The following is a 23,788-nucleotide window of genomic DNA, read 5'->3' as shown; positions in this document are numbered from 1 at the left end:
TCAGGCTCTCCTGGCTGCCGCGGTCCGGCGCCGCACACGCGTCGACGGTGCAGAAGGCGTCGCGGGCGCGGCGATCGCCGGCACGACCGGGACCAGCAGGCTGCGGATGCGCGCGAGCATCGCCGTCTGCTCGGCCGAAGGCACGATACGCTGTACCCGCCGGTCCGCCAGCACGCGCTCCAGCAGCGTCAGCAGCCGCTTGCGGTCCTGCGGGCGCGCCAGCRAGACGGGCAGCGTGGCCAGTGCCTGCTCTGGTTCGTAGCGGGCGATGATGTCCTGCTCACCGCCGATGCGGCGTATTTCCTCGAGCGGCAGCTGGGGCAGCAGGTCGCCGTAGTCCGCGATCAGTTCGTGGGCGAGGTGCAGCCGCGACAGCGGCAGCGGCGTGTCCTCATGCGCCATCAGGAAAGCGACACGCGCCAGCGCCTCGGCATACCCGCCCTGGTCGATGGCGGCGAGCGCCCGCTTCACGAAGGGCAGATCGCGCGGGTTCAACGGCTGCGCCTGCGGCTCGTCGCCGATGCCCTGATCGCCGCCATAAAGGGCAAACATGTTGCCGTAGACCTGGAAGAAGGCAGCTTCCCCCATCGCATCGCGCAGGGCGCGCCAGCCGTCGAGCGAGGCACTGATGAGTGCCGAACCGGTCGACTCGAGCTGCCGCAGGGGATGGTCCGGCGCGACTGCCTGGCGCGCGGCCTTCACCTGCTGCGCCGCCGGCGCCAGCCACCAGGTGAACGGGTTCAGGTCGGACAGCGCCCAGCGCTGGAAGCGCAGCGGGTGGAACGCACGCCCCAGGGCCGCACCGGCCTCGCTGGACAGCGCCTGTGCCACCGGGCGGCCGAACAGCTCATAGGCGCGCTGGTTGAATTCCGAGACCGCCTTCATGGCCTGGAACGGCTTCTCGTCCTCGCGGCGGTAGCGGTTCAGTCGCGCAACGACGTCTTCGAGCCGGATTTCGACGAAGCTCACGTCATAGAGGGTCTTGCCGGCGTCATCCGTCTGCTCCGCGATCTCCATCCCGTACAGGCCCGGCGGCAACGTCTCGATGGACTGCAGGGCCGACACGATCTGGGCGTGCTCCTTCTTCGCCACCCGCCCGGACACGAAGATGCCCAGGTGGCCGATGTCCTGGTGCATCAGGCCGACGATCACCTGGCCGCGCGCCTTGATCTCCTCGGTGCTGCCGTACACGTCGGCGACCCAGTTGAAGGCCTGCTGCGGCGGCGTGATGTTGTCGCCCAGCGAGGCGAACAGCACGATCGGCACCTTGACGTCGCGCAGGTCGAATCCCATGCCGGCGCCGGAGTGCTCGCCCGCCCAGAGCCTGTTGCCGACGAACAGGTTTTGCGTGATCCACTCGATCTCCTCGCGGTTCAGCAGAAAGTAGCCGCCCCACCAGCGTTCGAACTCGAGAAAGCGCGCGGGCTCCGTGTCCGCGTTGGCGAAGACGTGGTAGTACTTGTCCCAGAAGGTGTTGGCCGGGTTCAGGTTCTCGAAGTTCTGCACCAGCCAGGCGCCGTCGAACTTGCCCGCGCCGAGATCGGAGGTGAGCGAGGCAAGCCAGCTGCCGCCGAGCAGCCCGCCCGCATAGCGCATCGGGTTGTCGCCCGCGCCTTCGCTCCAGGCGCCGCCCCAGTAGGACATCGGTGCGCCCACGACGACGAGCGGGCCGGTGTCGTCGGGATTGGCCGCGGCCAGCATCATCGCGGCCCAGCCGCCCTGGCAGTTGCCGACGATCGCGGGCTTCGGCGCATCGGAATGGAGCGCGCGAACGCACCGCACGAACTCGCGCTCGGCGTTGCACACGTCCAGCAGCGTCTGGCCGGGCTCGGGATCGCGGAAGAAGACGACGAAGTACACCGGGTGGCCGGCGGCCAGGGCGACGCCCACTTCCGAGTCCTCCTTGAAGCCGCCGATGCCAGGACCGTGGCCGCCCCGCGGATCGATGATCAGGTAGGGACGGCGGCGCACATCCACCTTCACGCCATCCGGCGGCACGATGCGCAGCAGCGCGTAATTGACCGGACGCTCCATCGTGCGCCCGTCCATGACCATCTCGTGCGCGAAGTGCAGCATCGGCGGCAGGCCTTGCCGCTCGTGCTCGATGAAGTTGTTGCCGCGCTGGCGCAGCCCGTCCCAGAGCAGCACCGAGCGCTGGGCGAAGTCGACGCCGTATTGCGCGGCGTCCACCCCGGCCTGCCAGGGCAGCAGCGGTTTCTTCACCAAGGCCGCCAGCTGCCGATCGCCTGCTTGCCGCACGCGATCGGCCAGGTGCTCCGCGGCCACCGTAGCCCGGAGTTCGAACGCCTTGGCCACCTCTTTCGAGATTTCCTGACTCTCGGCAAGCTGTTTCGCTGGATTCTTCATAGGATCGTTCCTTCGTTGGAGGTCAGTTCGTTTGGGAGTCGATGTGGAAGACCCGGCCGGTCTTCGTCGGTGAGGATGGGGCGCCGCGCCATGGCCGTGATCTCAGGAAGCCAGCACCACGTGACCGGGAGCCGCGTCGGTGCTGCCGGCCGGCGCGCGGCGGACCTTGAACCACGCCGCGTACAGGGCGGGCACGAAGAAGATGGTCAGCACCGTGGCGATGGTCAGGCCGCCCATGATCGCGAGAGCCATCGGGCCCCAGAACACGCTGCGCGTGAGCGGGAGCATCGCGAGCACGGTGGCGGCGGCGGTCAGCACCACGGGGCGCGTCCGGTGCAGGGCGGCATCGACGATGGCATTCCAGGCGTCGCGGCCTTCCTCCATCTCGATGCGCACCTGGTCGATCAGGATCACCGAGTTGCGCATGATCATGCCGCCGAGCGCGATGATGCCCAGGATCGCCACGAAGCCGAGCGGGGCGCGGAACGCCAGCAGGGCTGCGACCACGCCGATCAGTCCGAGCGGGGCGGTGAGGAACACCATCGCCATCTTCGAGAAGTCCTGCAGCTGGAGCATGAGGATCAGCAGGATGGTGAGCACCATCACCGGCGCCACGGCGGCGAGGGCCTTGTTTGCCTTTTCGCTTTCTTCCACGGCGCCGCCCGTGTCGACGCGGTAGCCGGCGGGCAGCTTCGCCTCGATGTCCTTGAGCAGCGGCTCGATTTCCTTCGTCACGGACACGGGCTGCTCGCCGTCCTTGACGTCGGCACGCACGGTAATGGCCATGTCGCGGTTGCGCCGCCACAGCACGGGCTCTTCGAGCTCGTACTTCACCTTCGCCACTTCGGACAGCGGCACGACGGTGCCGGCGCGCGTGTAGATGTTCACGTCCTTCAGCGTGTCCAGGTCCAGGCGCTCCTTCGGCACGGCACGCGCGACGATGTCCACCAGGTTCTCGTGCTCGCGCAGCTGAGACAGGGTCGCGCCGTTCATCACGCTCTGGGTGACGAGATTCACGTCGGAGGGCGTAAGACCCAGCGCACGGGCCTTGTCCTGATCGAGGTCGACCTTGAGCGTGCGGACCGGGTCGTTCCAGTCGAACTGCACGTCGCGCACCTTCGGGCTCGAGGACATGACCTGTTCGACCTGGCGGGCGATCTCGCGCACCTTCTGCGTGTCGGGGCCGACCACGCGGAACTGCACCGGATAGCCCACTGAGGGACCCATCTCGAGGCGGGTGACGCGAACCCAGGCCTGCGGGAAGTCCTTGTCGACCGTGGCCATCAGCCGCAAACGCACACGTTCGCGCGCTTCCATGTCCTTCGTCATCACGATGAACTGGGCGTAGCCGGGGTTGGGCAGCTCGGGCGACAGCGCGAGGTAGAAGCGCGGCGCGCCTGCGCCTGTGTAGGCGGTGAAAAAGCGCACTTCCTCGTCCTTCTTCAGCACCGCTTCCATGCGCTTGACCTGTTCGGTCGCTGCCTGGAACGACGAGCCTTCCTTCAAGCGCAGGTCGAGGATCAGTTCGGGGCGCTCGCTGTTCGGGAAGAACTGCTGCGGGACGAACTTCATGCCGGCCAGCGCGAGCACCAGGGCGCCCCCCGTCACGGCGATGATCAGCCAGCGCTTGTCCAGCGCGAAGTCGATCCAGCCGCGCAGCTTGCGGTAGAAGGGCGTGCCGTAGGGGTCGCCGTGGTGGTTCTTGCCGAAGTCCTTCGGCAGCATTTTCACCGCGAGGTAGGGCACGATCATGCCCGAGCAGAGCCACGAGAACACCACGGCAATGCCCACGATCCAGAAGATGCCGCCCGCGTATTCGGCGGTGGTGGAGTGCGCGAAGCCGATCGGCATGAAGCCCGCGACCGTGATGAGGGCCCCCGAAAGGCGGGGCATGGCGGTAGCGGAATAGGAGAAGGCGGCCGCCTTCGCGCGGTCCCACCCTCCTTCCATCTTCACCACCATCATCTCGATCGCGATGATCGCGTCGTCCACCAGCAGACCGAGCGCGATGATGAGCGAGCCGAGCGATATGCGCTCCAGGTTCCAGCCCATCGCGAGCATCACCATGGCGACCACGCCGAGCACCAGCGGCACCGAGATGGCGACGATCAGGCCAGTGCGAAAGCCCAGGCTCAGCAGGCTCACCGCCATCACGATCACGAGCGCTTCCATCAGCGAGCGCTCGAATTCCCATACGGAATCCTTCACGGTGGTGGGCTGGTCGGCGACGCGCTCCAGCTCCACGCCGTGCGGCAGTTCGGATTGCACCTTCGCGACCGCGTCTTCCACGGCCTTGCCGAGCTCGACGACGTTGCCGTCGTCGGTCATCACGATGCCGACCATCAGCACGTCCTGGCCGTTGTGGCGGATGGTGTAGGTCGGCGGGTCCTGGAAGCCGCGCGTCACTGTCGCGATGTCGCCGAGCTTGATCGTCCGGCCCCCCGCGGAGACCGGCACGTTGCGGATGTCGTCCAGATTCGTGAACTGGCCGCTCACGCGCACGAACACGCGGTCGTCCTTCGTGTCGATGGAGCCGCCGGGCATCATGGCGTTCTGGCTCTTCAGGCTCTCGGCGATCGCGAGCGGCGTGATGCCGAGCGTGGCCAGGCGCTGGTTGGAGAACTCCACGTACACCTTCTGGTCCTGCTTGCCCAGGAGGTCGACCTTTTTCACGTAGGGCGCCTTGAGCAGGCGGCGCTTGATGTCCTCGGAGATGTCCGACAGCTCCGCGTGCCCGATGCCGTCACCCTTGACGGCGTAGAGCAGGGAGTAGACGTCGCCGAACTCGTCGTTGAAGATCGGGCCGACGACGCCGTCGGGCAGTTCGAGCTTGAGGTCGGAGAACTTCTTGCGCGCCTGGTACCAGGCTTCCTGCTGGTCCTTGTGCGAGGTGCCGCCCTTCACGGTGATCGTCATGCCGCCGTAGCCCTGGCGCGCAAAGGTGACGACCTTCTCGAAGTGGTCGAGCTGCTCGAACTTCTTCTCGATGCGGTTCAGGAGTTCGTCCTGGATCTGCTGTGCGCTCGCGCCGGGCCAGATCACGGTCGCCGTCATCGACGGCACGGAGAACTTGGGGTCCTCGAGCTGGCCGAGCTTCGAGAAGCTGAAGACGCCCGCGATCGAGACCACGATGATCAGGAAGAGCACCACGGCGCGATGCCCGAGCGCCCATTCGGTGAGGTTGAAGCTTTTCATCGGGCGGCCTGCTGCGTCGTGTCGAGCTGCGTGAGCTTGGCTTCAGCCAGCGCCGCGCCGGGCAGCGCGACCTTCAATCCGGGCGCCATCTTCTGCACCCCCGCGGTGACGACCTGCTCGCCGGCCGGCGGGCCGGACACCAGCACCTCGTCGTTGCGGTAGCCGTGCACCGTCACGCGCAAGAGTTCGACGCTGCCCACCGGCTCCTTGGCGGCGTGCTTGACCACCCACACCGCAGGCTGGCCGCTGACTTGCGTGAGCGCGCTGGCCGGGAGGGACGCCAGCGGCGTCTCCGACATCGCCCGGTCGGTCACCAGCGTGGCCGTCGCGCCCAGCGGCAGGGGCCGAGCGCCAGCCGGCTTCAGCCGGGCGCGATAGGTGCGTGTCTGCGCGGCGGCCTGCGGCGACATCTCGCGCAGCGAGACCTCGAAGAAGTCGGCCGGCGCGCTCGCCAGCGAGGCCTTGAAGCGCGCCGCCTTGAACGTCGCCAGCTGGTCCTCGGGCACGTCGATGACGATTTCCGGCGTGCCGGGGTCGGCGATCGCGACCATCGGCAGTCCTTCGGCGACCACCTGGCCCGCTTCGAAGCGCACCGCGGTGACCACCCCGCTGCGCGAGGCGCGCAGCGTGGTGTACTTCAGGCGGTTGCGCGCGAGCTCGAGCTGGCGCGCCTGCGCCTCTTGGGCCGCCTGCGCCGTCTCCGAGCCGCTGTGGGCGTGCTCGTCGTCGGCCACGCTGACCGAGCCGTCGGCCTTCAGCGAACCCAGGCGCTTGCGATCCGATTCGGCCTGGCGGGCCTGCGTGACGGCAGCCGACCATTGCTGCCGCGCGGCCTCCTCGGCCAGTCGGTAGTCGCTGTCGTCCAGCACCGCGAGGATGTCGCCTTCGTGCACGAACTGGCCGACATCGACCTTGCGCTGGGCGACCTTGCCGCCCACGCGGAAGGCCTGGTCGACTTCGTAGCGGGATTGCACGGTGCCTGCGTAGCGGTTGGCTTCGCGGGCGGCGTCGTAGCGGATCTCGGAGATGCGCACCGGCCGAGGCGCCTCGATGGGCGGCTTGTCCGGGCTGCATGCGGAGAGCATCGCGGCGATCGGCAAGGCGATGACCGCGGCAAGAGAGTTCTTCAAGACAGTACCTCGTTGAAGGCGACGGGTTTCAGGAATGCGACGCCTGGGTGGCACCGGCGGCGGAGGAGGTGGTTTGCGCTGCGGGCTGGGCGGCAGGCTCGAACACCTGCCAGCCCCCGCCCAGCGCCTTGTAGAGCTGCACGCTGTCGAGCAGCAGCTGCGTGTCGCTGTCGTTGGCGCTCAGCCGCACCGCCAGGCGCGAGCGCTGCGCATCCAGCAGCGGCAGCAGGTCGATCTGGCCGCGGTCGTAGAGCGACTGGGCGCGGCCGAGGGCCGATTCCGCGGAAGCGGCGGCTGTCTGCAACGACTGCGAGCGCTGCCGTTCCGAGGAGAGCGCGACCAGGGCGTTCTCCACGTCCTCCAGCGCACGCACCATGCCATCCTCGGCGCGCAGCAGCGCTTCGCGCTGGCCGCTCTCGGCGATTTCATTGGTCGCACGCGTGCGCCCCGCGTTGAAGATCGGCATCGCGAGCAGGGCCGCCACGTTGGTGTAGCGGGCGGCGCCCAGGCCGATGCCGTTCAACTCCACGTTCTGACGGCCGAACGACGCGTCGAGAAAGAGCCGCGGAAACCATTCGGCTGCGGCCTGCTGGCGACGCGCGTTGGCCGCATCCAGCTGGGCCATCAGGGCGAGCACATCGGGCCGGCGCTGCAGCAGCGCGGCAGGCTGTCCCGGCTGGGCCTGGGGCAGGACCACCTCGCCGCGCCAAGGCTCGACCTGCGCGGCATTGAAGGCCTGGTCGCCGATCAGCACGGCAATGCGATGTCGCGAGACTGCCGCAATCGTCTCCAGCGGAGGGATCTGTGCGCGCGCAGTCTCGGCCTCGGTCTGCCCGCGCTCCACGTCGAACGAAGTCGCGAGGCCGGCGCGCTGGCGCGCCTTCACCAGGCGCAGGGTCTCGTCACGGGCCGCGGAGATCGCGCGCAGGGTGTCGAGCTGGCGCATCGCGCCCACCAGCGTGAAGTAGTTGCTGGCGACGTCGGTCATCACCAGCAGGCGCACGCCGCGCAAGCCGTCTTCCACCGCCAGCGCGTCCGCCGCGGCCGCGGCCGCGCCCGCACGCAGGCGACCGCTGAGGTCGATTTCCCACGCGACGTCGAGGCCGGCACTACCGGTCTTGGTGTCCGGCTGCAACTTCTTCACGGCGTCGCCGTAGCCGCTGCTGCGATCGATCCCCGAGCCGACGGCGCTGACGCTGGGCATCAGGAAGGATCGGCTGACCGTCACGCCAGAACGCGCGGCCCGCAAGCGCTCGGCGGCGATCTTGACGTCGCGGTTCTCTCGCTCGGCACGCCGCACCAGGTCGGTCAACACCGGGTCGTGAAAAGTTTCCCACCAGGCGGCCTCCGGCTCGACGTCGGAGGGCGTGCTCGCGGCGAACTGCGCCGGCACGTCGACAGCCGGATGGGCGGCCGGCGTGGAACAGCCGGTGGACACCAGGGCGATCGCTGCGGCCAGCGCTGCCGCGACGAAGAGACCGGCCGGCCGCTGGGCCGGCGGGGGGGGCTTCTGCTTGGCCTTGTGGGATGGCGAAAGGGCTGATGGAAGTGGCATCGGAGTGGACTCGTGTGGATTCGAGGGTGTGAGCGTAGGGCGCGATGCGCTCGAAGTCGTCAGCGTTGCGTCGGCGTTCGGTCGCCATGCGCGCGGTCGCCGGACGGCCCGGCGCGGCGCTCATTCGGCCGAGTCGTCGGCCGGGCGCTCGGTGGCCCCGGCCTCGAGCTCGCTGGCGATGGAACGCAGCAACTCGCGGGCGCTCGCAAATTCGAGTTGGCGCCCGGTGACAAGGTTTTCGAGGCGGCCCGCGAACGCCTCGGGGGTGGCGTCGCTGCGCAGTTTCAACACGTAGGCCCGGCGGTTCGGGTATTTGGATTCAGGGTTCAGCACCATGGCAGCTTGTGGATGGGAGAAGTTCGGCGTCAGCGTAGGCCCATCCTCGGGTCGAGTCGTCAGCGAAAGGTCGACGAACGGTCGAGACTGCGCTCGCATGCAGACGCGACGCAATCCCGACCTGTCGCTGACGACTCCGCCGGCTGGCGTCTCTAGCATCACCGCCCATAACTACCACTACCGCCCGCCCCCGCGGGGCCCGGCACATGAATCTCAAGCTCACACCCGGGCGGCTGCTTGCCGCCGCCATCGTCGTCCTGTCCATCTGGGTCGTGCACGACTTCATCGAGGCCCTGCTGGCGGCCTGCGTGACCGCGATCGCGAGCTGGCCGCTCTATGCCTCCTTCAGGGAGCGCTTGCCGAGCCGCATCGGCAAGAGCGCGGGCGCTGCGATATTCACCGGCGCGATCACGGTGTTCGTGCTGGCACCGATGCTCTTCGCCTGCTGGGCGCTGCTGAGCGAGGCGCACGCTTTGCTGCTGGGCCTCGCGGCCGCCGACAGCCGGGGGTTTGGGGTGCCCGAATGGCTGGCGAACGCCCCCGTCGTGGGGCCCTGGCTGGCCGCACGCTGGCAAAGCCAGCTCGTCCATCCGGGTGCGCTGCTGGTGCTGACGCAACGCGCCGATCCCTCCGCACTTCTCGGCTGGGCGCAGGCGCTCGGACAGTTCACGGCCCGGCATGCGCTGATCGTCGCGTTCGCGATTCTGCAGCTGGCTTTCCTCTACCAGGAAGGCGCGTCGCTGAAGCGCGAGTTGACCCGCGGGCTGCGTGAGGCCGTCGGCGACCGGGCCGAAAGGTATGTGGAGATCGCCACGCGCGCGGTGCGCGCCTCGGTGAACAGCATGGTGGCCGTGGCCTTGTTCGACGGCCTCGCGACCGCACTGGCGTACGGAATCGCCGGTGCACCGCGCGCGCTGCTCTGGGCCGCGATCACGGGTTCGCTGGCCGCCGTGCCGTTCCTGGGCTACGGGGCAGTGGCCGCGATGGCGGTGCAACTGGCGCTGAAGGAAGCGCCCACGACGGCACTGTTGTCGCTGCTGCTGGGCTGCGCGGTCCTGCTGTGCGGCGACAAGCTGGTGCGGCCCATGGTGGCGCGAAGCGGGATGCAGCTGCCGTTCGTCTGGGTGTTGATGGGTTGCATCGGCGGCTTCGGCGTGCTGGGCCTGGCCGGGCTGGTGATCGGCCCGGTGCTGCTCACCCTGGCCCTGGAGCCTTGGGAGCAGCGGGTGCGCGAGGGCGGCCCTGCGTTGCGACTACCAGGCGATGGACGCTGAGCGCGGAGGCACGCGCAGAGCCAGCCCGTCAGCGCGGCGCGATGCCCGATCGGAGGCGATCTCCGGCGGCTCGCCGCTTGCTCGCTCGAACCGACTCACTCGAGATACTCGAGAAAGTACGGCATCACTTGTTGAAGAAGCTCGACTTCCTCCGCATCGATGCTGCGCGGCTCCAGATCGAAATGGATGAACGTGCCGTAGGGTGTTCCGGAATCACGTGTCAGCAGCCGCCCATAGTACGACTCGACCATCCCCACAAAGGGGCGGTAGCTGACGAGGGACTTGTCCTTGGAGACGTGGCTTGTCGCAAACTCGCCCATCTCGATCGCGTGCTGGCAAAAGCTCTTCTCTAGAGGAACCGCTTTCAGCCAGGTGCGGTATTCAGACAAACGGTCGAAGACGTGCTCTGCCCGCAACGAATCGCCGCTCAACTTGTAGATGGCCGTATATCGATACTGCGTTCTGCCATTGAGAATTGCCAGCGCGCGGCGAATCCCATGGGTGGCAAGCATGCTACGTACCGCGGTCGCCTGTGCGGGCAAGTCAAGTTTAGACATTGGAGGAGTTACTTTTTTCGAAATGCGCAGGGAGAGGACCCCCAACGGGAGTCTTAGTGGAGAAGGAATTTCGCCGGCTCCAGTTCTAATCCGCGGACTCCCTTCGCTCGTGCGTCCTTGCTGCAGCGTGACCTTCATCGGTCACCTTCCGAAGGATCGCAGGTCCCATGTACCGGCAACCTCCATCCTTCACAAGCACCGGAGGGATCTCTGCTTCCACCAAGGCCGCAGACCTTAGTACTGACAGCTTCTCGATCTCGTCCTGGTCGAAAACTTGGATTGGTACCTCAGCTGCACAGAGCCGCGTGAGGAGTTTCATTGGCACGTCGACTTCTCCCCCTGTTTTCAAGAACTCGGCCATCGAACTCTATGTCTCAGTCCATTGAGCGCGTGTCAAACGAGGGACATTGAGCGGTCAATTCATCGATATCCCGAAAGCTGTCGTATGAATAAAACAACGGCGGAGGAACATATCCTTGACCCTAGGGTCGATGTCGTGAGAACCGATGGCGATCGACTCAGGCACATCGAGTTGCGTCAAAGCAAATACCTCGGAAGTGTCGGCAAGAGACGCCTCGCTATCGCCTGGTAAAGGTCGCCAATCTGTGCCCGTTTTGTCGGGATTTCCTTGATAGGCGCGGGCACACCGCCACTCGAAACCCCGCGAGAATCAGCCTTTGCAGGGGATGCGCCCCTTACCGTCCTGCTTAGGAGGTTATGCATGAAGAGCAAGCGCGTGTCGCAGGAGTCCCCTGCCCGGGACAACGTCGAGCGCAAGCGCCTGGAGCAGGCGCTCCACGCAAGCGAGGAGCGCTTCCGAACGCTGGTGCAACTGTCCTTCGACGTGTACTGGGAGACCGACGCCGAGCACCGCTTCACGCGGCAGGATTTCGCCCCCACGGTCTTCAACGCGCCCGCACCGGGCTCCGAACTCGGCAAGACCCGCTGGGAAGTGCCCTACCTCGAGCCGGACGAGGAGGAGTGGCGCCGGCACCGTGCGACGCTTGCCGCGCATCTGCCGTTCCGCGATTTCGAGCTTTCCCGCCCGACGGCCGGCGGCGGGAGGCGGTATGTGTCCGTCTCCGGGTTCCCGGTCTTCGACGGAGACGGTCGCTTCCTGGGTTACCGGGGTGTCGGGCGTGACGTCACGGAGCGCAAGCGCGCTGAGGCGCAGCACCGGGCACACCTGGAGTTTCTGCAGTCTATGGACCGTATCGGCCGCGCCATCCAGGGAAGCCAAGACCTCGAAAGGATGCTCAGCGACGTACTGGATGCGGCCATCGACATCTTCGCCTGTGACCGTGCGTGGCTCGTCCATCCCTGCGATCGCCAGCTCGCGACGTGGCGTGCCGACATGGAGCGCGCGCGGCCGCCGTGCCCGGCAGGCCTGGCCTCATGGACGGATCGCCAGCGATGCCGACTTGGCGGCCCTCTTCACCGCCGCGCAGTCCTCGAGCGATGCCGTGCTGACGCTGCCGGCACCATTGGCAGATCGCTACGCGATCCGCTCGCACATGGCCATGGCGCTTCATCCCAAGGGCGATCACCCCTATCTCTTCTGCCTGCACCAGTGCTCCCAGGCGCGCACGTGGACCGACGACGAACAGCGCTTGTTCCGGGAGATCTGCGGGCGTCTCGTCAATGCCCTGAGCAGCTTCCTGGCAATAGGTAACCTCCGTGAAAGCGAGCGCAGGCTCGAAGCGGCGCAGCGCATCGCACATGTCGGGTGGTGGGAGCGCGACTTCCGCACGGGGCATGTCTCTCTGTCGGACGAGGCCAGCCGCATCTTCGGCGTGGAGCCCGTCGACCTGCCGCAATGGCATGGACGCTGGCTGAGCCTCATCCATCCGGACGACCGGGCCAAGGCCGCCGCAGCCAGCGAGGCTGCCTTGCGGGGCGGTCCTCGCTACGACGTGGAGTACCGCGTGGTGCGCCCCGACGGCACGCTGCGCATGGTCCACAGCCAGGGTGACGTGACGTGGGATGAATCCACCCGCCCGGATCGCCAGTTCGGCGTGATGCAGGACATCACGGACCTGTGGCGGGCCGAGGAGGAACTGCGCGCGAGCGAGGCGCGCTTTCGCACCTTCGTCGACCGCGCAACGGACGCCTTCTTCCTCTTCGACGACCAGCGGACCGTGATCGACGTGAACCGCCAGGCGTGCGAAGGTCTCGGTTACGCCCGCGAGGAGCTGATCGGCATGCAGCCCCGCGACTTCGATGCGGCGCTCGACGAGCAGTCCATTTCGCGGCTCGCGGAGCGGGCCGGCGCCGGCGAGACGATCACGTTCGAGACCCAGCATCGTCGCCGCGACGGGAGCGTGTTCCCTGTCGAGATCCGCAGCGGCATGTTCCGTCAGGGAGACCGCATGTTCTACCTGGCGCTGGCCCGCGACATCACCGAGCGCAAGCTCGCGCAGGAGAGGCAGCGGCAGCAAGACCATGCGCTGCAGACGGCTCGCGCCGAACTCGCACACGTGTCGCGGCTGACAACGCTGGGCGAGCTGACCTCCTCGATCGCCCATGAGGTGAGCCAGCCCCTGGGGGGAATGATCACCAGCGCCGGCGCGTGCGCGCGCTGGCTCGCCGCCGAGCCGCCTGACATCGCGGAAGCGCGGGCGGCGCTCGACAACATCGCGGCCGACGGCAAGCGCGCGCGCGACGTCATCGCACGCATCCGCGCGCTGACCAAGCGCCAAGTGGTGCGCAAGGACATCCTGGACATCAACCAGGAACTCCTGGAAGTGCTCGTGCTGACGGAGCACGAGTCGCGCAGCCACGGCATCGCGCTGCGGACGAAGCTCGAGCGGACGCTGCCGCGTGTGCCGGGCGACCGGATCCAGCTGCAGCAGGTACTCCTCAATCTGATCGTGAATGCGATCGAGGCCATGAGCGCCGTCGGCGACCGCCCTCGCCTCCTGACGATCGTGTCGCGGCACGACAGCTCGAACGTGGCTGGCGGCGATGCTGCCGGTGCTCGACGGCCACGGCACCTGGCGCGAGATCGGCTCCGACACCGCCGAGCTGCTTCTCACTGCGCTGGGTGTCGATCGCGAGGAAGCGCGAACGCTCGCGCGTTCGGAGTTGCCGCCGCTGGCCACTACCGCTTGATCGATCCCGGTGTCAGGCCGGCTTCAAGGCCTGCAGGATTGAACGCGCACGCCGCACCGGCACGGTGTCGCCGGCTTCGGGCAACCGGTCGACGAGCGCGGCGAGGGCGCCCCGCTCCGCGGCCGTCGCCTCGTGGTGCTCGCACAGTTCGACGAGCGCGAGCAGCTCGAGCCAGGGCGCTTCCTGTGCCCGCGCCTCCTCGAGCGCGCGCCGGACCGAGGCGCCACCGGCGTCGGCCCGGCCTTGCGCACGTGCGATCGCCGCCTCCAGCAGCCACAGCTGCGGCAAGTACACCCGCTCGGCCAGTTCGTCCGCGACCTGCAGGGCTTCCCGGAGCTGGGCTTGCGCCGCATCCCGATCGCCGGCCAGCAGCAGGGCCTGCGCCGCATAGCCCAACACCTCGCTGGCGCCGGAGCGCATGCCGAGCCGGGCGTTCTCTTCGCAGGCCTCGCGGATCCGGCGATGGCCCTCGAGCGGCGCACCGTTCAAGGCCTCTGCCCAACCTCGGTACCAGCGGCACGCCGTCCGGCCCTGCGCCAGGGAGAACTCATCGACCAGCGCCTGCATTTCGTCGGCCAGAGCCGCAACCCGTTCGGCGTTGCCCAGGCGCACCTCGAGCAGCGCCTCGTGCCAGGTGGCGACAAGCTGTGTCATCGGCTGTCGCAGCGCGCGCGCGCGGTCGTGCGAGCGTTGCACATGCATCCGGGCCTGCTCGACCAGGCCACGATGCACAAACTCGATGGCCAGCATCCCAAGCAGCGTCACCTGCGGATCGGCGACAAAGATCTCCCCGGCCGCGAGGTCGAGCGGCTCGGCGATGGCGAGCCCGCGCTCGATCCAGTCGAGCGCCGCCTGCGGCCGGCCCTGCAGCTGATGCACCTCGCCATGCACAATGCACGCGGCCAGCATCAGCACCGGATCGTTCGATCCGGACGCGAGCGCCTCGGCGCGCTGCGCCACCACCAGCGCCTGCGCATATTCGCCGCGCAGGCTCAGCACGTAGCCGAAGCCGTGCAGCAGCCGCCCGCGCATCGCGTGCTCGGGCAGGCCCTGCAGTAGCGCGTACGCGCGTTCGAAGGCGTTTCTCGTGTCGCTGCCGACGCCGAGCGATTGAAAGGCCGCTACGCCGTGCAGCGTCGCGACCACGATCTCGAGCGCGTTGCGCTCTTCCCCCTCCGGTGCCTGCTGGAGCAGGGCCGAGGCGCGCTCGGTGAGGCTGGTGCACGAGGCCGGGCTCAAGTGCAGCAGCGCAGCTTCCGCCGCCTCGGCGTAGTAGCGCAGTGCGGTCATCGGCTGCCGCCCGCGGTCGAAGTGCATGGCCAATTCGGCGGCGGCCACCGGCACGCCGGCCGAACGCTCCCGTTCGAGCGCCGCGCCGACCTTGCGGTGCAGGTGCGTGCGGGCCGAGGACGCCGTGCGGTCGTACAGCACCTGGCGGAACAGCGCATGCCGGAACGCGTAGGGCAGCTCGGCCGTTTCGTCGCCTCTACCTGCGCGCGGCGCGGTGAGCCACACGTGCTCGCGCACCAGGTCCTCGCAGGCATGGGCCACCGATGCGACGTCGCGCTCCAGGGCGAGCGCCAGCGTGTCGACACGGAACTCCACGCCGCAGACGGCCGCCGCCGAGAGCAGGGCGCGCGGCTCGCTGCCCAGCCTGGCGATGTAGTGGTCGATGATGGCCGCCAGGTTTTCCGGCACGGCCATCGCCGCGAGCCGAGCCTCCACCGCCGCGTCGTCCGTCGTGCGTTCCATCACCTCGGTGACGACCGAGGAGACAAACAGCGGCACGCCGTCCGTGCGCTCGTGCAGCGCACGCACGAATGCCTCGTCGCGCGCGAGCGAGGCCGAGCGTTGCGCGATGCAGTCGGCGACCTCGGTCTCCGAGAACGGATCGAGCACCACCTCCTGGCACAACCGGTGCTGACGCAGCTCGTGACGCAGCGGGTTGAGCGGGTGGTCCTGTGCGATCACCTCGGCCAGCCGGAAGCTCGACAACCACATCAGGCGCGCGCGCCCGCGGCGCCGCGCGACGTAGTCGATCAGCTGGATGGTCGCCCGATCGCTCCATTGCAGGTCTTCCGTCACCAGCAGCAGCGGACGCTGCTCGGTGTAGCGGTCGAGCAGCTCGGCCATCTCGCGCAGCATGCGGTCCGGGCCCACGCCGGCCAACTCGCGCCGCAGCGCGTCGCGTTCTTCTGAGGTGCTCAGCCACGGCAACTGAAGCAGCCAGGTCGGCGCCACGCTGCGCAGCAGTGCCGGCAGCGTGCGGTCGCCGCGGCACAGCTCGGCCAGCGCTTCCAGCACCGGCAGGTATGGCTCGCCGGTGCCGTAGTGCTCCACGCACTGCCCGCGCGCGCAGGCGATGCCGCCGAGACTGGCCACGAAGTGTTCGATCAGTGTGGTCTTGCCGATGCCCGGTTCGCCGGCGACCCAGACCACCGCGCGCTCCCCGCTGCAGGCCTGATCCCACCCCTGCTGCAGCCGGGCGCTCGCGTCCGCGCGGCCGATGAACGACGGCGACGGCCGCGGGCCCGTCGCCACCGGCGTCGCGGCGAGATGCGGTGCCGGGCGCGCGGCCGCCGGCACCGCGATGAAGCGATAGCCGCGCCGCGACACGGTCTCGATGAAGCGCGGCTCGCGCGGGTTGTCGCCGAGCACCGTGCGCAGGTCGCTGATGGCGGTCTTGAGCACCGATTCGCTGACGAACTGGTGGCCCCACACCGCATCGAGCAGCGCGTCCTTCGTCAGCAGCGCGCCCGGCTGGCGCGCCAGCGCGCACAGCAGGTTGAAGGGCGTGGGCGCGAGCGCGACGGCCTTTCCGTTGCGCAGCAGGCAGGCGTTCGCCTCGTCGAGATCGAACGCGTCGAAGCTGATCCGAACGGGATTCAAGATGGACACCGGGTGAGCCACGTGCGTCGTGCGAGAGGTCGGGAACGAATTATCGATGGGCCGGTGACTCAAGTCACGTCGTTGCCCGAGGCCAGCGAGTCTCAAGCGACCTTTCGACGCCCGACCACGTGCCGGGTCGTCTTGACAACGTCTGGCGCCGGGATCTCCGAGGTCTCGGTGAGCAAACGCGCCGAAAGAACCTCGACCGGCTTCAACGGGCTGTTGGCGATGCGCTGGGCGCTCTTCGCCTCCAGGCCCAGTCCGCGCAGCGCGGCGGCGGCGCTCTGTTCGGCGAAGTCGCTCTCGCAACCCGGCTCGAGCATGCGATGCGTCGCGCCAAGGACGGCACCCGTCACGATGTTGAGGGCCAATGCGATCGGCATGGGCGTGAACCGACCCTGCCGGATGCCCTCGATCAGGTCCCGCTCCACGAACTCGAGCACGATGTTCGGGCCTCGTGCGTCTGGCCATCCGAGGCGGACCAGGAATGCGGCGGCCAGCGGGTGGTCGATGGCGAGCCTGGACACCAGGCGAATGCCACTCGACACGCGCTCAGCCGGATCGGCGTAGCTGCGCACCACGGGCTCGGCCATTCCGATCAGCTCATTGGCGATCTCGATGGCGAGCTCGCGCACCAGCGCGTCGGGCGACGGGAAGTACTTGTAGAACGTGCCCCGCGACACCTCGGCGGCCGAGATCACATCGTCGATCGACGTCGCCGCCGGACCCTTTTCCGCGACGAGCTTCATCGCACTGGCGAGCAGGCGGGCACGCATGCGGTCGCGGCGCTCGGCTGCGACTCGCTGGCGGTGGTCTTGCGTTTGCATGGATGGATTGTGCCCAGAGCTTGACTAAGTATAAACGACAGTATTGTCATGATGACACATTTGTTATTATGAATATTCACTTGTCGGCACCACCTCCACTCGATCGAAGGTTCCTGCTCGGCCACCACTACACGTTCTGAAGGGAGCCCCACCCGTGACTAGCATCACCGCCGTGCTTCGGCAGCCCGAGTCGACACCCGAAAGCCGACTGCCCGCCGATGTCCAACGACTGCCCCGGCCGCCCGCCCTCGGGCGCGCCATCCAACTGGCCTTCCTGCGCTGGGAAAAGCGCCGGCTGGCGCCGACCGAACGCTTCTGGCGCGACTTCGGCTTTCATATCGTCAGCGCCACACCGGAGCGTCTGGTGGCCCGAGGTGCGGGGACCGCGCCCTGCATTGCGATCGCGGAAGCCGGCCGGCAGGATCGTTTCATCGGCCCCGCGTTCCTGATGTCGGCCGACACGGATCTGTGCCGCTACGTGGAGCAGATGGGGGCGCGCTGGCTGCCGCTCGACCGCCTGCCCTCGGGCGGCCGCGGCGTGGAGCTGTTCGACCCCAGCGGCCGCAGCGTCTGGCTGCTGCAGGATCAGCGGCGTCTCGGGCCGCTGCCGCTGCGCGAGGCCGTCACGCCGAGCACGAACACGGCACAAGACACGCCCCGGGTGAATCGCACGGTGCGCACGCCCATCGAGCCCGCGCGCGTGGTGCGGCTCGGCCACGTGGTCCTGCAAACGGTGGACTTTGCACGCATGGCCGAGTGGTACCTGCGCGTGCTCGGGGCTATTCCCACCGACGTGCAGTACCTCGCCGACGGCAGTCCCAGTCTTGCCTTCTGCCGCCTCGACCTGGGCAATCAGCCGGCCGATCACCACACGCTGGTGATCGTCGGCGGCATCGAGGAGAAGCTCGAGCACAGCGCCTACGAGGTTCTGGACCTGGATGCGCTGGGACAGGGCCAGCAGGTGCTGAGCGCCCAGGGGCACCGGCACATGTGGGGCATCGGCCGCCACCTGCTCGGCAGCCAGCTCTTCGACTACTGGTTCGATCCTGACGGCTTCGAGTACGAGCATTACACGGATAGCGACGTCTTCACCGCGGACTTCGAGACCGCCTACTCGCCGCTCGAATTCGGCGGCATCTGGGCCTGGGGCGCCGACGCACCCGCCTCGATGAAGCCGAGAAAGAACCTGCGAACCCTTCTGCACGTGCTGAAGCTCGTGCGTCGCAAGGCCATCACGCCGCAGCGACTGAACCTCATGAGCGCGGCACTCGATGCGCCCGCGCGCCCTTGGCTCTAACTCTCCTCCAACCATACCCATGTCACGCACGATCATTCGTTACGCCGAAGGCGGCACGCCCCGATGGGGCGTTCAATTCGAGCGCCTCATCGCGCCCCTGCAGGTCGATGTGCCCAGCACCGGCGAGCTGCTCTCCGACCACTGGGAGTTGCTGTGGGCCACCGAGGCGGCACAGGCCGTGGTGCCGCTCGAGCGCGTCCGGCTTCTGCCGCCGGTGACCCGTCACCAGCAGTTCATCTGCCAGGGTGTCAACTATCGCAGCCACATCGCCGAATCAGGCCTGCGCATCGAAGACTTCCCCTTCAACACGATCTTCACCAAGGCACCATCCAGCATCACGGCGGCCGATGCGCCGGTGGTCCGCCCCGCGCATGTGCAGTTGCTCGACTACGAGATCGAGCTCGGCCTGGTGTTGCGCAGGCCGGTGCCGGCCGGCACCCAGATCGACCCCGACGACCTGCCGCAGTGGCTGGCGGGGGTGACGATCGTCAATGACCTTTCGGCACGTGACGTTCAATTGCCGCAGGGCCAGTTCTACAAGGGCAAGAGCTATCGAGGCTTCGGCCCGGTCGGACCCGGACTGGTGCTGCTGACGCCGCAGGAATGGGCGCGCTGGCCCGCGCTGCGCATGCGCCTGGCGGTCAACGGCCAGACGCGGCAGGACGCCTACTGCGCCGAAATGATCCACGGCCCCGCGGCCACGCTCACCGAACTTGCGGCGCTGCAGGACCTGCTCCCCGGCGACCTGATCGCCACCGGCACGCCGGCGGGCTGCGCCGCGCGCGCGCCCGGCAAGGCCGCGATGTTCGTTGCCAGGCATCTGCTCAGCGACGCCGGCAAGTGGCGGATGTTCGTCCGCAAGGGGCGCGCCAACCCTGCCTACCTGCGCCCGGGCGACCAGATCAGCGCGTCGATCCGCACCGACGACGGCGCCATCGACCTCGGTGAACAGACCACCGCCATCACCGCGCCATGAACACGCAATCCTCCCATCCCACGGTGCCGCGGATCGACACCGACATCCTGCTGGTCGGCCTCGGCCCGGTCGGCGCGGCGCTGGCGAATCTGCTCGGCCGCTACGGCGTGCGCGTGCTGGCCATCGACAAGGCGACCACCATCTTCGAGAAGCCGCGCGCGATCGCGCTCGACAACGAGGCGCTGCGCATACTTCAGCTGGCTGGTGTGCGCGACGGCGAGTTCGAGACCGTCGCCATCCCGCAGGTGCAGTACCGGTCCCCGCTGTTTGGCCGCTTCGCCCGCATCAACAGCGCCGGCATCATCGACGGCCACCCGGCGCTCGTCACCTTCTACCAGCCCGAGCTCGAGCGCCTGCTGCGCGAGAAGCTCGCGCAATACCCGGGCATCGAGGTGCGGCTCGGCAGCGAGCTCGCGGCCTTCGTGGACGATGGCCGGTTCATCCAGGCACGGCTGGAGGACGCGGTCGGCAATGAGACCTATGTGCGTGCGCGCTACCTGGTGGGCACCGACGGCGCGAATTCTCTGGTGCGGCGTACGCTGGGTCTGGACTTCGAAGGCCGCAGCTTCCACCAGGACTGGCTGATCGTCGATGCGCTCGACGTGCCGGACCCGATCGACCATGTCGAGTTCACCTGCGACCCACGGCGCCCGACGCCGCGCATGGTGGCTCCCGGCGGACGGCAGCGCTGGGAGTTCATGCTCCGCCCCGGCGAACGGCCGGAAGAGATGGAGCGGCCGGAGTCGGTGCGGCGCTTGCTCGCGCCTTGGTGCGACAGCCAGCGCATCCGGATCGAACGCACGGCGGTCTACCGCTTCCATGCGCGCGAGGCGAAGCGCTTCTCCAAAGGGCGCTGCTTCCTCGCCGGCGACGCCGCGCACGTCACGCCGCCCTTCGCCGGCCAGGGCCTGGTCGCCGGGCTGCGCGACGCGGCCAATCTGGCCTGGAAGCTCGCCTGGGTCGTGCAGGGACGTGCGAACGAGGGCGTGCTCGACAGCTACGACACCGAGCGACGGCCCCACGCCAGGAAGATCATCCGCCTGGCGCGCATGCTCGGTGCCATCGTGATGCCGCAGAGCCGCGCCGCGGCGTTCACCGTGCACGGGCTGATGAGCCTCATGCGCCTGCTGCCGGCTGGCCGCGCGCTGTTCGAGGACCTGAAGGTCAAGCCGCAGAACACCTTCGACCGGGGCCTGTTCTGGCGCGTGCGCGGCGGCGAGCGGCTGCGTGCCGGGGCCATGCTGGCGCAAGGCTGGGTTCGGCCAGCCATCGGCGGCGGGCCGGTCCTCAGCGACGACGCGCTGGGACTGCAATGGGCGCTGATCGGCTTTGGCGTGGACCTGTCGGGCAGGCTGCCGGCTGAACTGCTGCAGCGCTGGCAAGCGGCGGGCGGACGGGTGTGGCAATGGTGCCAGCGATCGCAGGCCCAGCATCTCGCGCCGCCGGCGCAGCGGCTGGAGGCGCTGGACGAGGCCCTGCTGCCACGCCGGGTTCCGCTTGGCTGGGTCGCGATCGTCAGGCCCGACCGCTGCGTGCTGGCCGAAGGGCCGGCAGCCGAGGGCGAGGCGATGCTGCGGCGAGCGCTCGAACTCGTCGCGCCGTCCGCGGCGGCGCCGGCGCCGGCGCCGACGACGACATTGCCGATTTCGGCCGACCCCATGCAGGGGGCCCACCATGCGGCGTGAACTGGTGTGCACCGAGGCCGCCGCGCCAGCGCGCCTGACCGTGCGCAGCGTCGAGCTGCCCTATCCCGGCACTGCCGACGTGCTGGTACGAGTACAGGCTACCTCGGTGAACCCGATCGACGTGAAGCGCGCGGCCGGCTACGGCCGTCGCCTGCTGGGGCTCAAGGGCGCGGCGCGCTTTCCGCTCGTGCTCGGCAACGACGTGGCGGGCGTTGTCGAAGACATCGGCGCCGGTGTGACTCGCTTCTCGCGCGGGCAGCGCGTGTTCGGTCTGCTCGGTACCGGCCGGGCGGGCGGCGCGCATGCGTCGCATGTCGTCGTGCCGCAAGACCTCTTGCTGTCCGCGCCGCACGACGCGGATCCGACCGCGCTCGCGGTGCTGCCCTATTCGTTCACCACGATGTGGCTCGCCCTGCGCTCGACCGGTATCACTCCGTCGAGCGCGCAGGGGGCCCGCGTGCTGATCAACGGCGCCAGCGGTGGCCTGGGACGGCTGGCCATTCAGGTACTTCGCCACTGGGGTAGCGAGATCACCGCGATTTGCGGGAGAGGCCAAAGCCAGGCCGGCGTGGACCTCGGTGCCCAGGTGGCCGTCGAGCATAGCCCTGCTTGCATCGAGTCCCTGCCCTCGGATTTCGACGTGGTGCTGAACTTCGCGAACTGGGACGACGATGCTCGCCTCGCGTCCCGGCTCGGCGCGGGCGCCATGGGCCAGGCGACCACGGTGCACCCCTTGCTCGCGAACTTCGACCGGCTGGGATGGCTGGGCGGGGCGTGGGCCAGTCGCCGCGACTGGAACCGGGTCCGCGCCATCGTCGCTTCGCGCGCGCCAAAGGCCAGCTATGCCTGGACCATCTTCAAGCCCGACCGCGATGCCCTCGAGGCGATCGCCGAGGGCGTTCGAGCCCGAGGACTCGCGCTGCCGATCGGCATCGCCGTGCCCTTCGACAACGCCATCGCCGCGTTCGACCACGTGTCGGCCGGCCAATTCGGCCGAGCGGTCCTCCTGCCGTGACGCCAATGTCAATTTGGTGAAAAGCATGAACGGAATCGCCTCCATCGCAGACCTGCTCGCTCTCGAAAGCGAGCACGACGGCCTCCTGCCGAACAGCACCTACGAGATGATCAGCGCCGCGGCGCGCGCCCACCCCGACGCGCCGGCGCTGTCGTTCTTCCCGCGCGTCGAAGATCATGCGCGGCCAGAAGTCTGGAACTACGAGACGCTGTTCTCTCGCATCACGGCCACGGCCAACTTCCTCCACGCGCTGGGCGTCGGCGCCGACGATGTGGTCGCCTTCGCGTTGCCCAATCTGCCGCAGACGCATCTGGCGGTCTGGGGCGGCCAGGCGGCCGGCATCGCGTTCGCGATCAATCCCATGCTGGAGCCCGCAGCCATCGTCGAGCTGCTCGCCGCTGGCGAAGCGAAGGTGCTGATCACGCTGGCACCCGTTGCCGGCATGGACCTGTGGTCGAGGCTGCAGCCGCTGCTCGGCCGTGTCAGCAGCCTCGAACACGTCGTGCTGGTCGACCTGGCCGGTCAGGTCCCCGAGGTCGCGGGCGTGGCTCCGAGCGAGACAAGGGGCCGCTTCAGTGTGCACGACTTCGCGCAAGGGCTGCGCTCACAGCCGGTGGACCGCCTCGTCAGCGGGCGTGTGATCCGCCCCGGCGACCGGTCGTCCTATTTCTGCACCGGCGGCACCACCGGCACGCCCAAGATCGCGATGCGCACCCACGGGAACGAGGTCGCCAACGCGTGGAGCACCGGCCAGTTCCTCGGCGATGGCATCTCGGCGGGGAAGACCCTCTTCTGTGGTCTGCCCCTTTTCCATGTCAACGGTGTCCTGGTCACTGGATTGCTGCCCTTCTCACGCTGCGCACACGTGATCATCGGCACACCCTCGGGCTATCGCGGCGATGGTGTCATCAAGCACTTCTGGGAGATGGTCGAGCACCACCGGATCAATTTCTTCAGTGGCGTTCCGACGGTCTATGCGGCGCTGATGCAGCAGCCGACGCAGGGCCGCGACCTCAGTTCGCTGGAATACGGGCTCTGCGGGGCCGCACCGATGCCGGTGGAACTGATGCGCTCCTTCCAGGCGTTGACGGGGCTGAAGATCCTGGAGGGATACGGGCTGACCGAGGGGACCTGCGTCAGCACCTGCAATCCTCCGCTGGGAGAGCGGCGCGCCGGGTCGATCGGCCTGCGCGTGCCCTTGCAGGCCATGAAAGCCGTCATCCTGGACGACACAGGGGCCTACGTGCGCGACTGCGCGATCGGCGAGGCAGGCGTGCTCGCGATCAACGGTCCCAACGTGTTTGCCGGCTATCGCGACCCCGATCAGGACAAAGGGCTCTGGCTGGATTTGGACGACGGCCGGCGCTGGATGAACACCGGCGACCTCGGCCGACAGGACGTGGATGGCTACTTCTACCTGACCGGCCGAAAGAAGGAACTCATCATCCGGGGCGGCCACAACATAGACCCTGCGAGCATCGAAGAACCGCTGCACCGACATCCGGCCGTGCAACTCGCCGCCGCGGTCGGTCGCCCCGACTTGCATGCGGGCGAACTGCCGGTCGCCTATGTGC

16 protein-coding genes and 1 pseudogene are annotated in these 23,788 nt (G+C 68.4%); 9 read left to right on the top strand and 8 right to left on the bottom strand.

Translation table 11 applies throughout. The features are described 5' to 3' along the window. The 5 genes from AC1D2E_RS24805 to AC1D2E_RS24785 all read right to left on the bottom strand — a co-directional run bounded on the left by AC1D2E_RS24805 (position 1) and on the right by AC1D2E_RS24785 (position 8,583). On the bottom strand, positions 1-2,367 hold the full coding sequence (locus tag AC1D2E_RS24805; RefSeq protein WP_478199865.1) for a DUF3141 domain-containing protein: 2,367 nt from the start codon (positions 2,365-2,367) through the stop codon (positions 1-3). 102 nt (positions 2,368-2,469) lie between these two features. Beyond that, positions 2,470-5,562, bottom strand: a complete 3,093-nt coding sequence (locus tag AC1D2E_RS24800; protein WP_478199864.1) for an efflux RND transporter permease subunit — start codon at positions 5,560-5,562, stop codon at positions 2,470-2,472. Then, positions 5,559-6,692 (bottom strand): efflux RND transporter periplasmic adaptor subunit, encoded by a 1,134-nt coding sequence (locus AC1D2E_RS24795; protein WP_478199863.1) that lies wholly within the window; start codon positions 6,690-6,692, stop codon positions 5,559-5,561. The genes AC1D2E_RS24800 and AC1D2E_RS24795 overlap by 4 nt, the downstream gene beginning before the upstream one ends. A gap of 28 nt (positions 6,693-6,720) precedes the next feature. Next, positions 6,721-8,247 (bottom strand): efflux transporter outer membrane subunit, encoded by a 1,527-nt coding sequence (locus AC1D2E_RS24790; protein WP_478199862.1) that lies wholly within the window; start codon positions 8,245-8,247, stop codon positions 6,721-6,723. 120 nt (positions 8,248-8,367) lie between these two features. Continuing rightward, positions 8,368-8,583, bottom strand: coding sequence for a hypothetical protein (locus tag AC1D2E_RS24785; protein ID WP_478199861.1), 216 nt, complete (start codon positions 8,581-8,583; stop codon positions 8,368-8,370). A 206-nt stretch (positions 8,584-8,789) separates the two neighbouring features. Between AC1D2E_RS24785 and AC1D2E_RS24780 the strand changes: the two genes are divergently transcribed. Then, the gene (locus AC1D2E_RS24780; RefSeq protein WP_478199860.1) at positions 8,790-9,857 is read left to right on the top strand and encodes an AI-2E family transporter; all 1,068 of its coding nucleotides are present in this window, start codon (positions 8,790-8,792) and stop codon (positions 9,855-9,857) included. A 95-nt stretch (positions 9,858-9,952) separates the two neighbouring features. Here the strand turns inward: AC1D2E_RS24780 and AC1D2E_RS24775 are convergent, their stop codons facing one another. Continuing rightward, positions 9,953-10,414 carry a hypothetical protein gene (locus AC1D2E_RS24775; RefSeq protein WP_478199859.1) on the bottom strand — a complete coding sequence of 154 codons (462 nt, stop codon included), beginning with the start codon at positions 10,412-10,414 and terminating at the stop codon, positions 9,953-9,955. A gap of 721 nt (positions 10,415-11,135) precedes the next feature. Here AC1D2E_RS24775 and AC1D2E_RS24770 point away from each other — a divergent pair. The 3 genes and pseudogenes from AC1D2E_RS24770 to AC1D2E_RS24760 all read left to right on the top strand — a co-directional run bounded on the left by AC1D2E_RS24770 (position 11,136) and on the right by AC1D2E_RS24760 (position 13,525). Then, a complete protein-coding gene (locus AC1D2E_RS24770) occupies positions 11,136-12,086 on the top strand; it encodes a PAS domain-containing protein (RefSeq protein ID WP_478199858.1) in 951 nt (316 codons plus the stop codon). After that, positions 12,025-12,780 (top strand): annotated as a pseudogene (locus tag AC1D2E_RS24765) (PAS domain-containing protein); the annotation flags it as partial. The gene AC1D2E_RS24770 and the pseudogene AC1D2E_RS24765, both read left to right, overlap by 62 nt. A 598-nt stretch (positions 12,781-13,378) precedes the next feature. Then, on the top strand, positions 13,379-13,525 hold the full coding sequence (locus AC1D2E_RS24760) for a hypothetical protein (RefSeq protein WP_478199857.1): 147 nt from the start codon (positions 13,379-13,381) through the stop codon (positions 13,523-13,525). A gap of 12 nt (positions 13,526-13,537) precedes the next feature. Here the strand turns inward: AC1D2E_RS24760 and AC1D2E_RS24755 are convergent, their stop codons facing one another. Together AC1D2E_RS24755 and AC1D2E_RS24750 are read right to left on the bottom strand one after the other, a co-directional pair. Then, positions 13,538-16,423, bottom strand: a complete 2,886-nt coding sequence (locus AC1D2E_RS24755; protein ID WP_478199856.1) for an AAA family ATPase — start codon at positions 16,421-16,423, stop codon at positions 13,538-13,540. A gap of 92 nt (positions 16,424-16,515) precedes the next feature. After that, positions 16,516-17,241, bottom strand: a complete 726-nt coding sequence (locus AC1D2E_RS24750) for a TetR/AcrR family transcriptional regulator (protein WP_478199855.1) — start codon at positions 17,239-17,241, stop codon at positions 16,516-16,518. Positions 17,242-17,395: 154 nt separating this feature from the next. On the opposite strand from AC1D2E_RS24750, the gene AC1D2E_RS24745 reads away from it, so the two are divergent. The 5 genes from AC1D2E_RS24745 to AC1D2E_RS24725 all read left to right on the top strand — a co-directional run. Next, positions 17,396-18,538, top strand: a complete 1,143-nt coding sequence (locus tag AC1D2E_RS24745; RefSeq protein ID WP_478199854.1) for a VOC family protein — start codon at positions 17,396-17,398, stop codon at positions 18,536-18,538. Between the two features lie 19 nt (positions 18,539-18,557). After that, positions 18,558-19,514, top strand: a complete 957-nt coding sequence (locus tag AC1D2E_RS24740) for a fumarylacetoacetate hydrolase family protein (RefSeq protein WP_478199853.1) — start codon at positions 18,558-18,560, stop codon at positions 19,512-19,514. Further along, on the top strand, positions 19,511-21,199 hold the full coding sequence (locus tag AC1D2E_RS24735; RefSeq protein WP_478199852.1) for a bifunctional 3-(3-hydroxy-phenyl)propionate/3-hydroxycinnamic acid hydroxylase: 1,689 nt from the start codon (positions 19,511-19,513) through the stop codon (positions 21,197-21,199). Before AC1D2E_RS24740 ends, AC1D2E_RS24735 begins: the two co-directional genes overlap by 4 nt. Next, complete coding sequence (locus tag AC1D2E_RS24730) at positions 21,189-22,214, top strand: alcohol dehydrogenase catalytic domain-containing protein (RefSeq protein ID WP_478199851.1); 1,026 nt, start codon at positions 21,189-21,191, stop codon at positions 22,212-22,214. Before AC1D2E_RS24735 ends, AC1D2E_RS24730 begins: the two co-directional genes overlap by 11 nt. Before the next feature lie 25 nt (positions 22,215-22,239). Beyond that, positions 22,240-23,788: acyl-CoA synthetase (locus AC1D2E_RS24725; protein WP_478199850.1), on the top strand; the 1,549-nt coding region annotated here is incomplete at its 3' end.

Source organism: Variovorax sp. P1_H2 (assembly GCF_056405295.1).
This window is presented reverse-complemented; position numbering and strand designations above follow the sequence as displayed.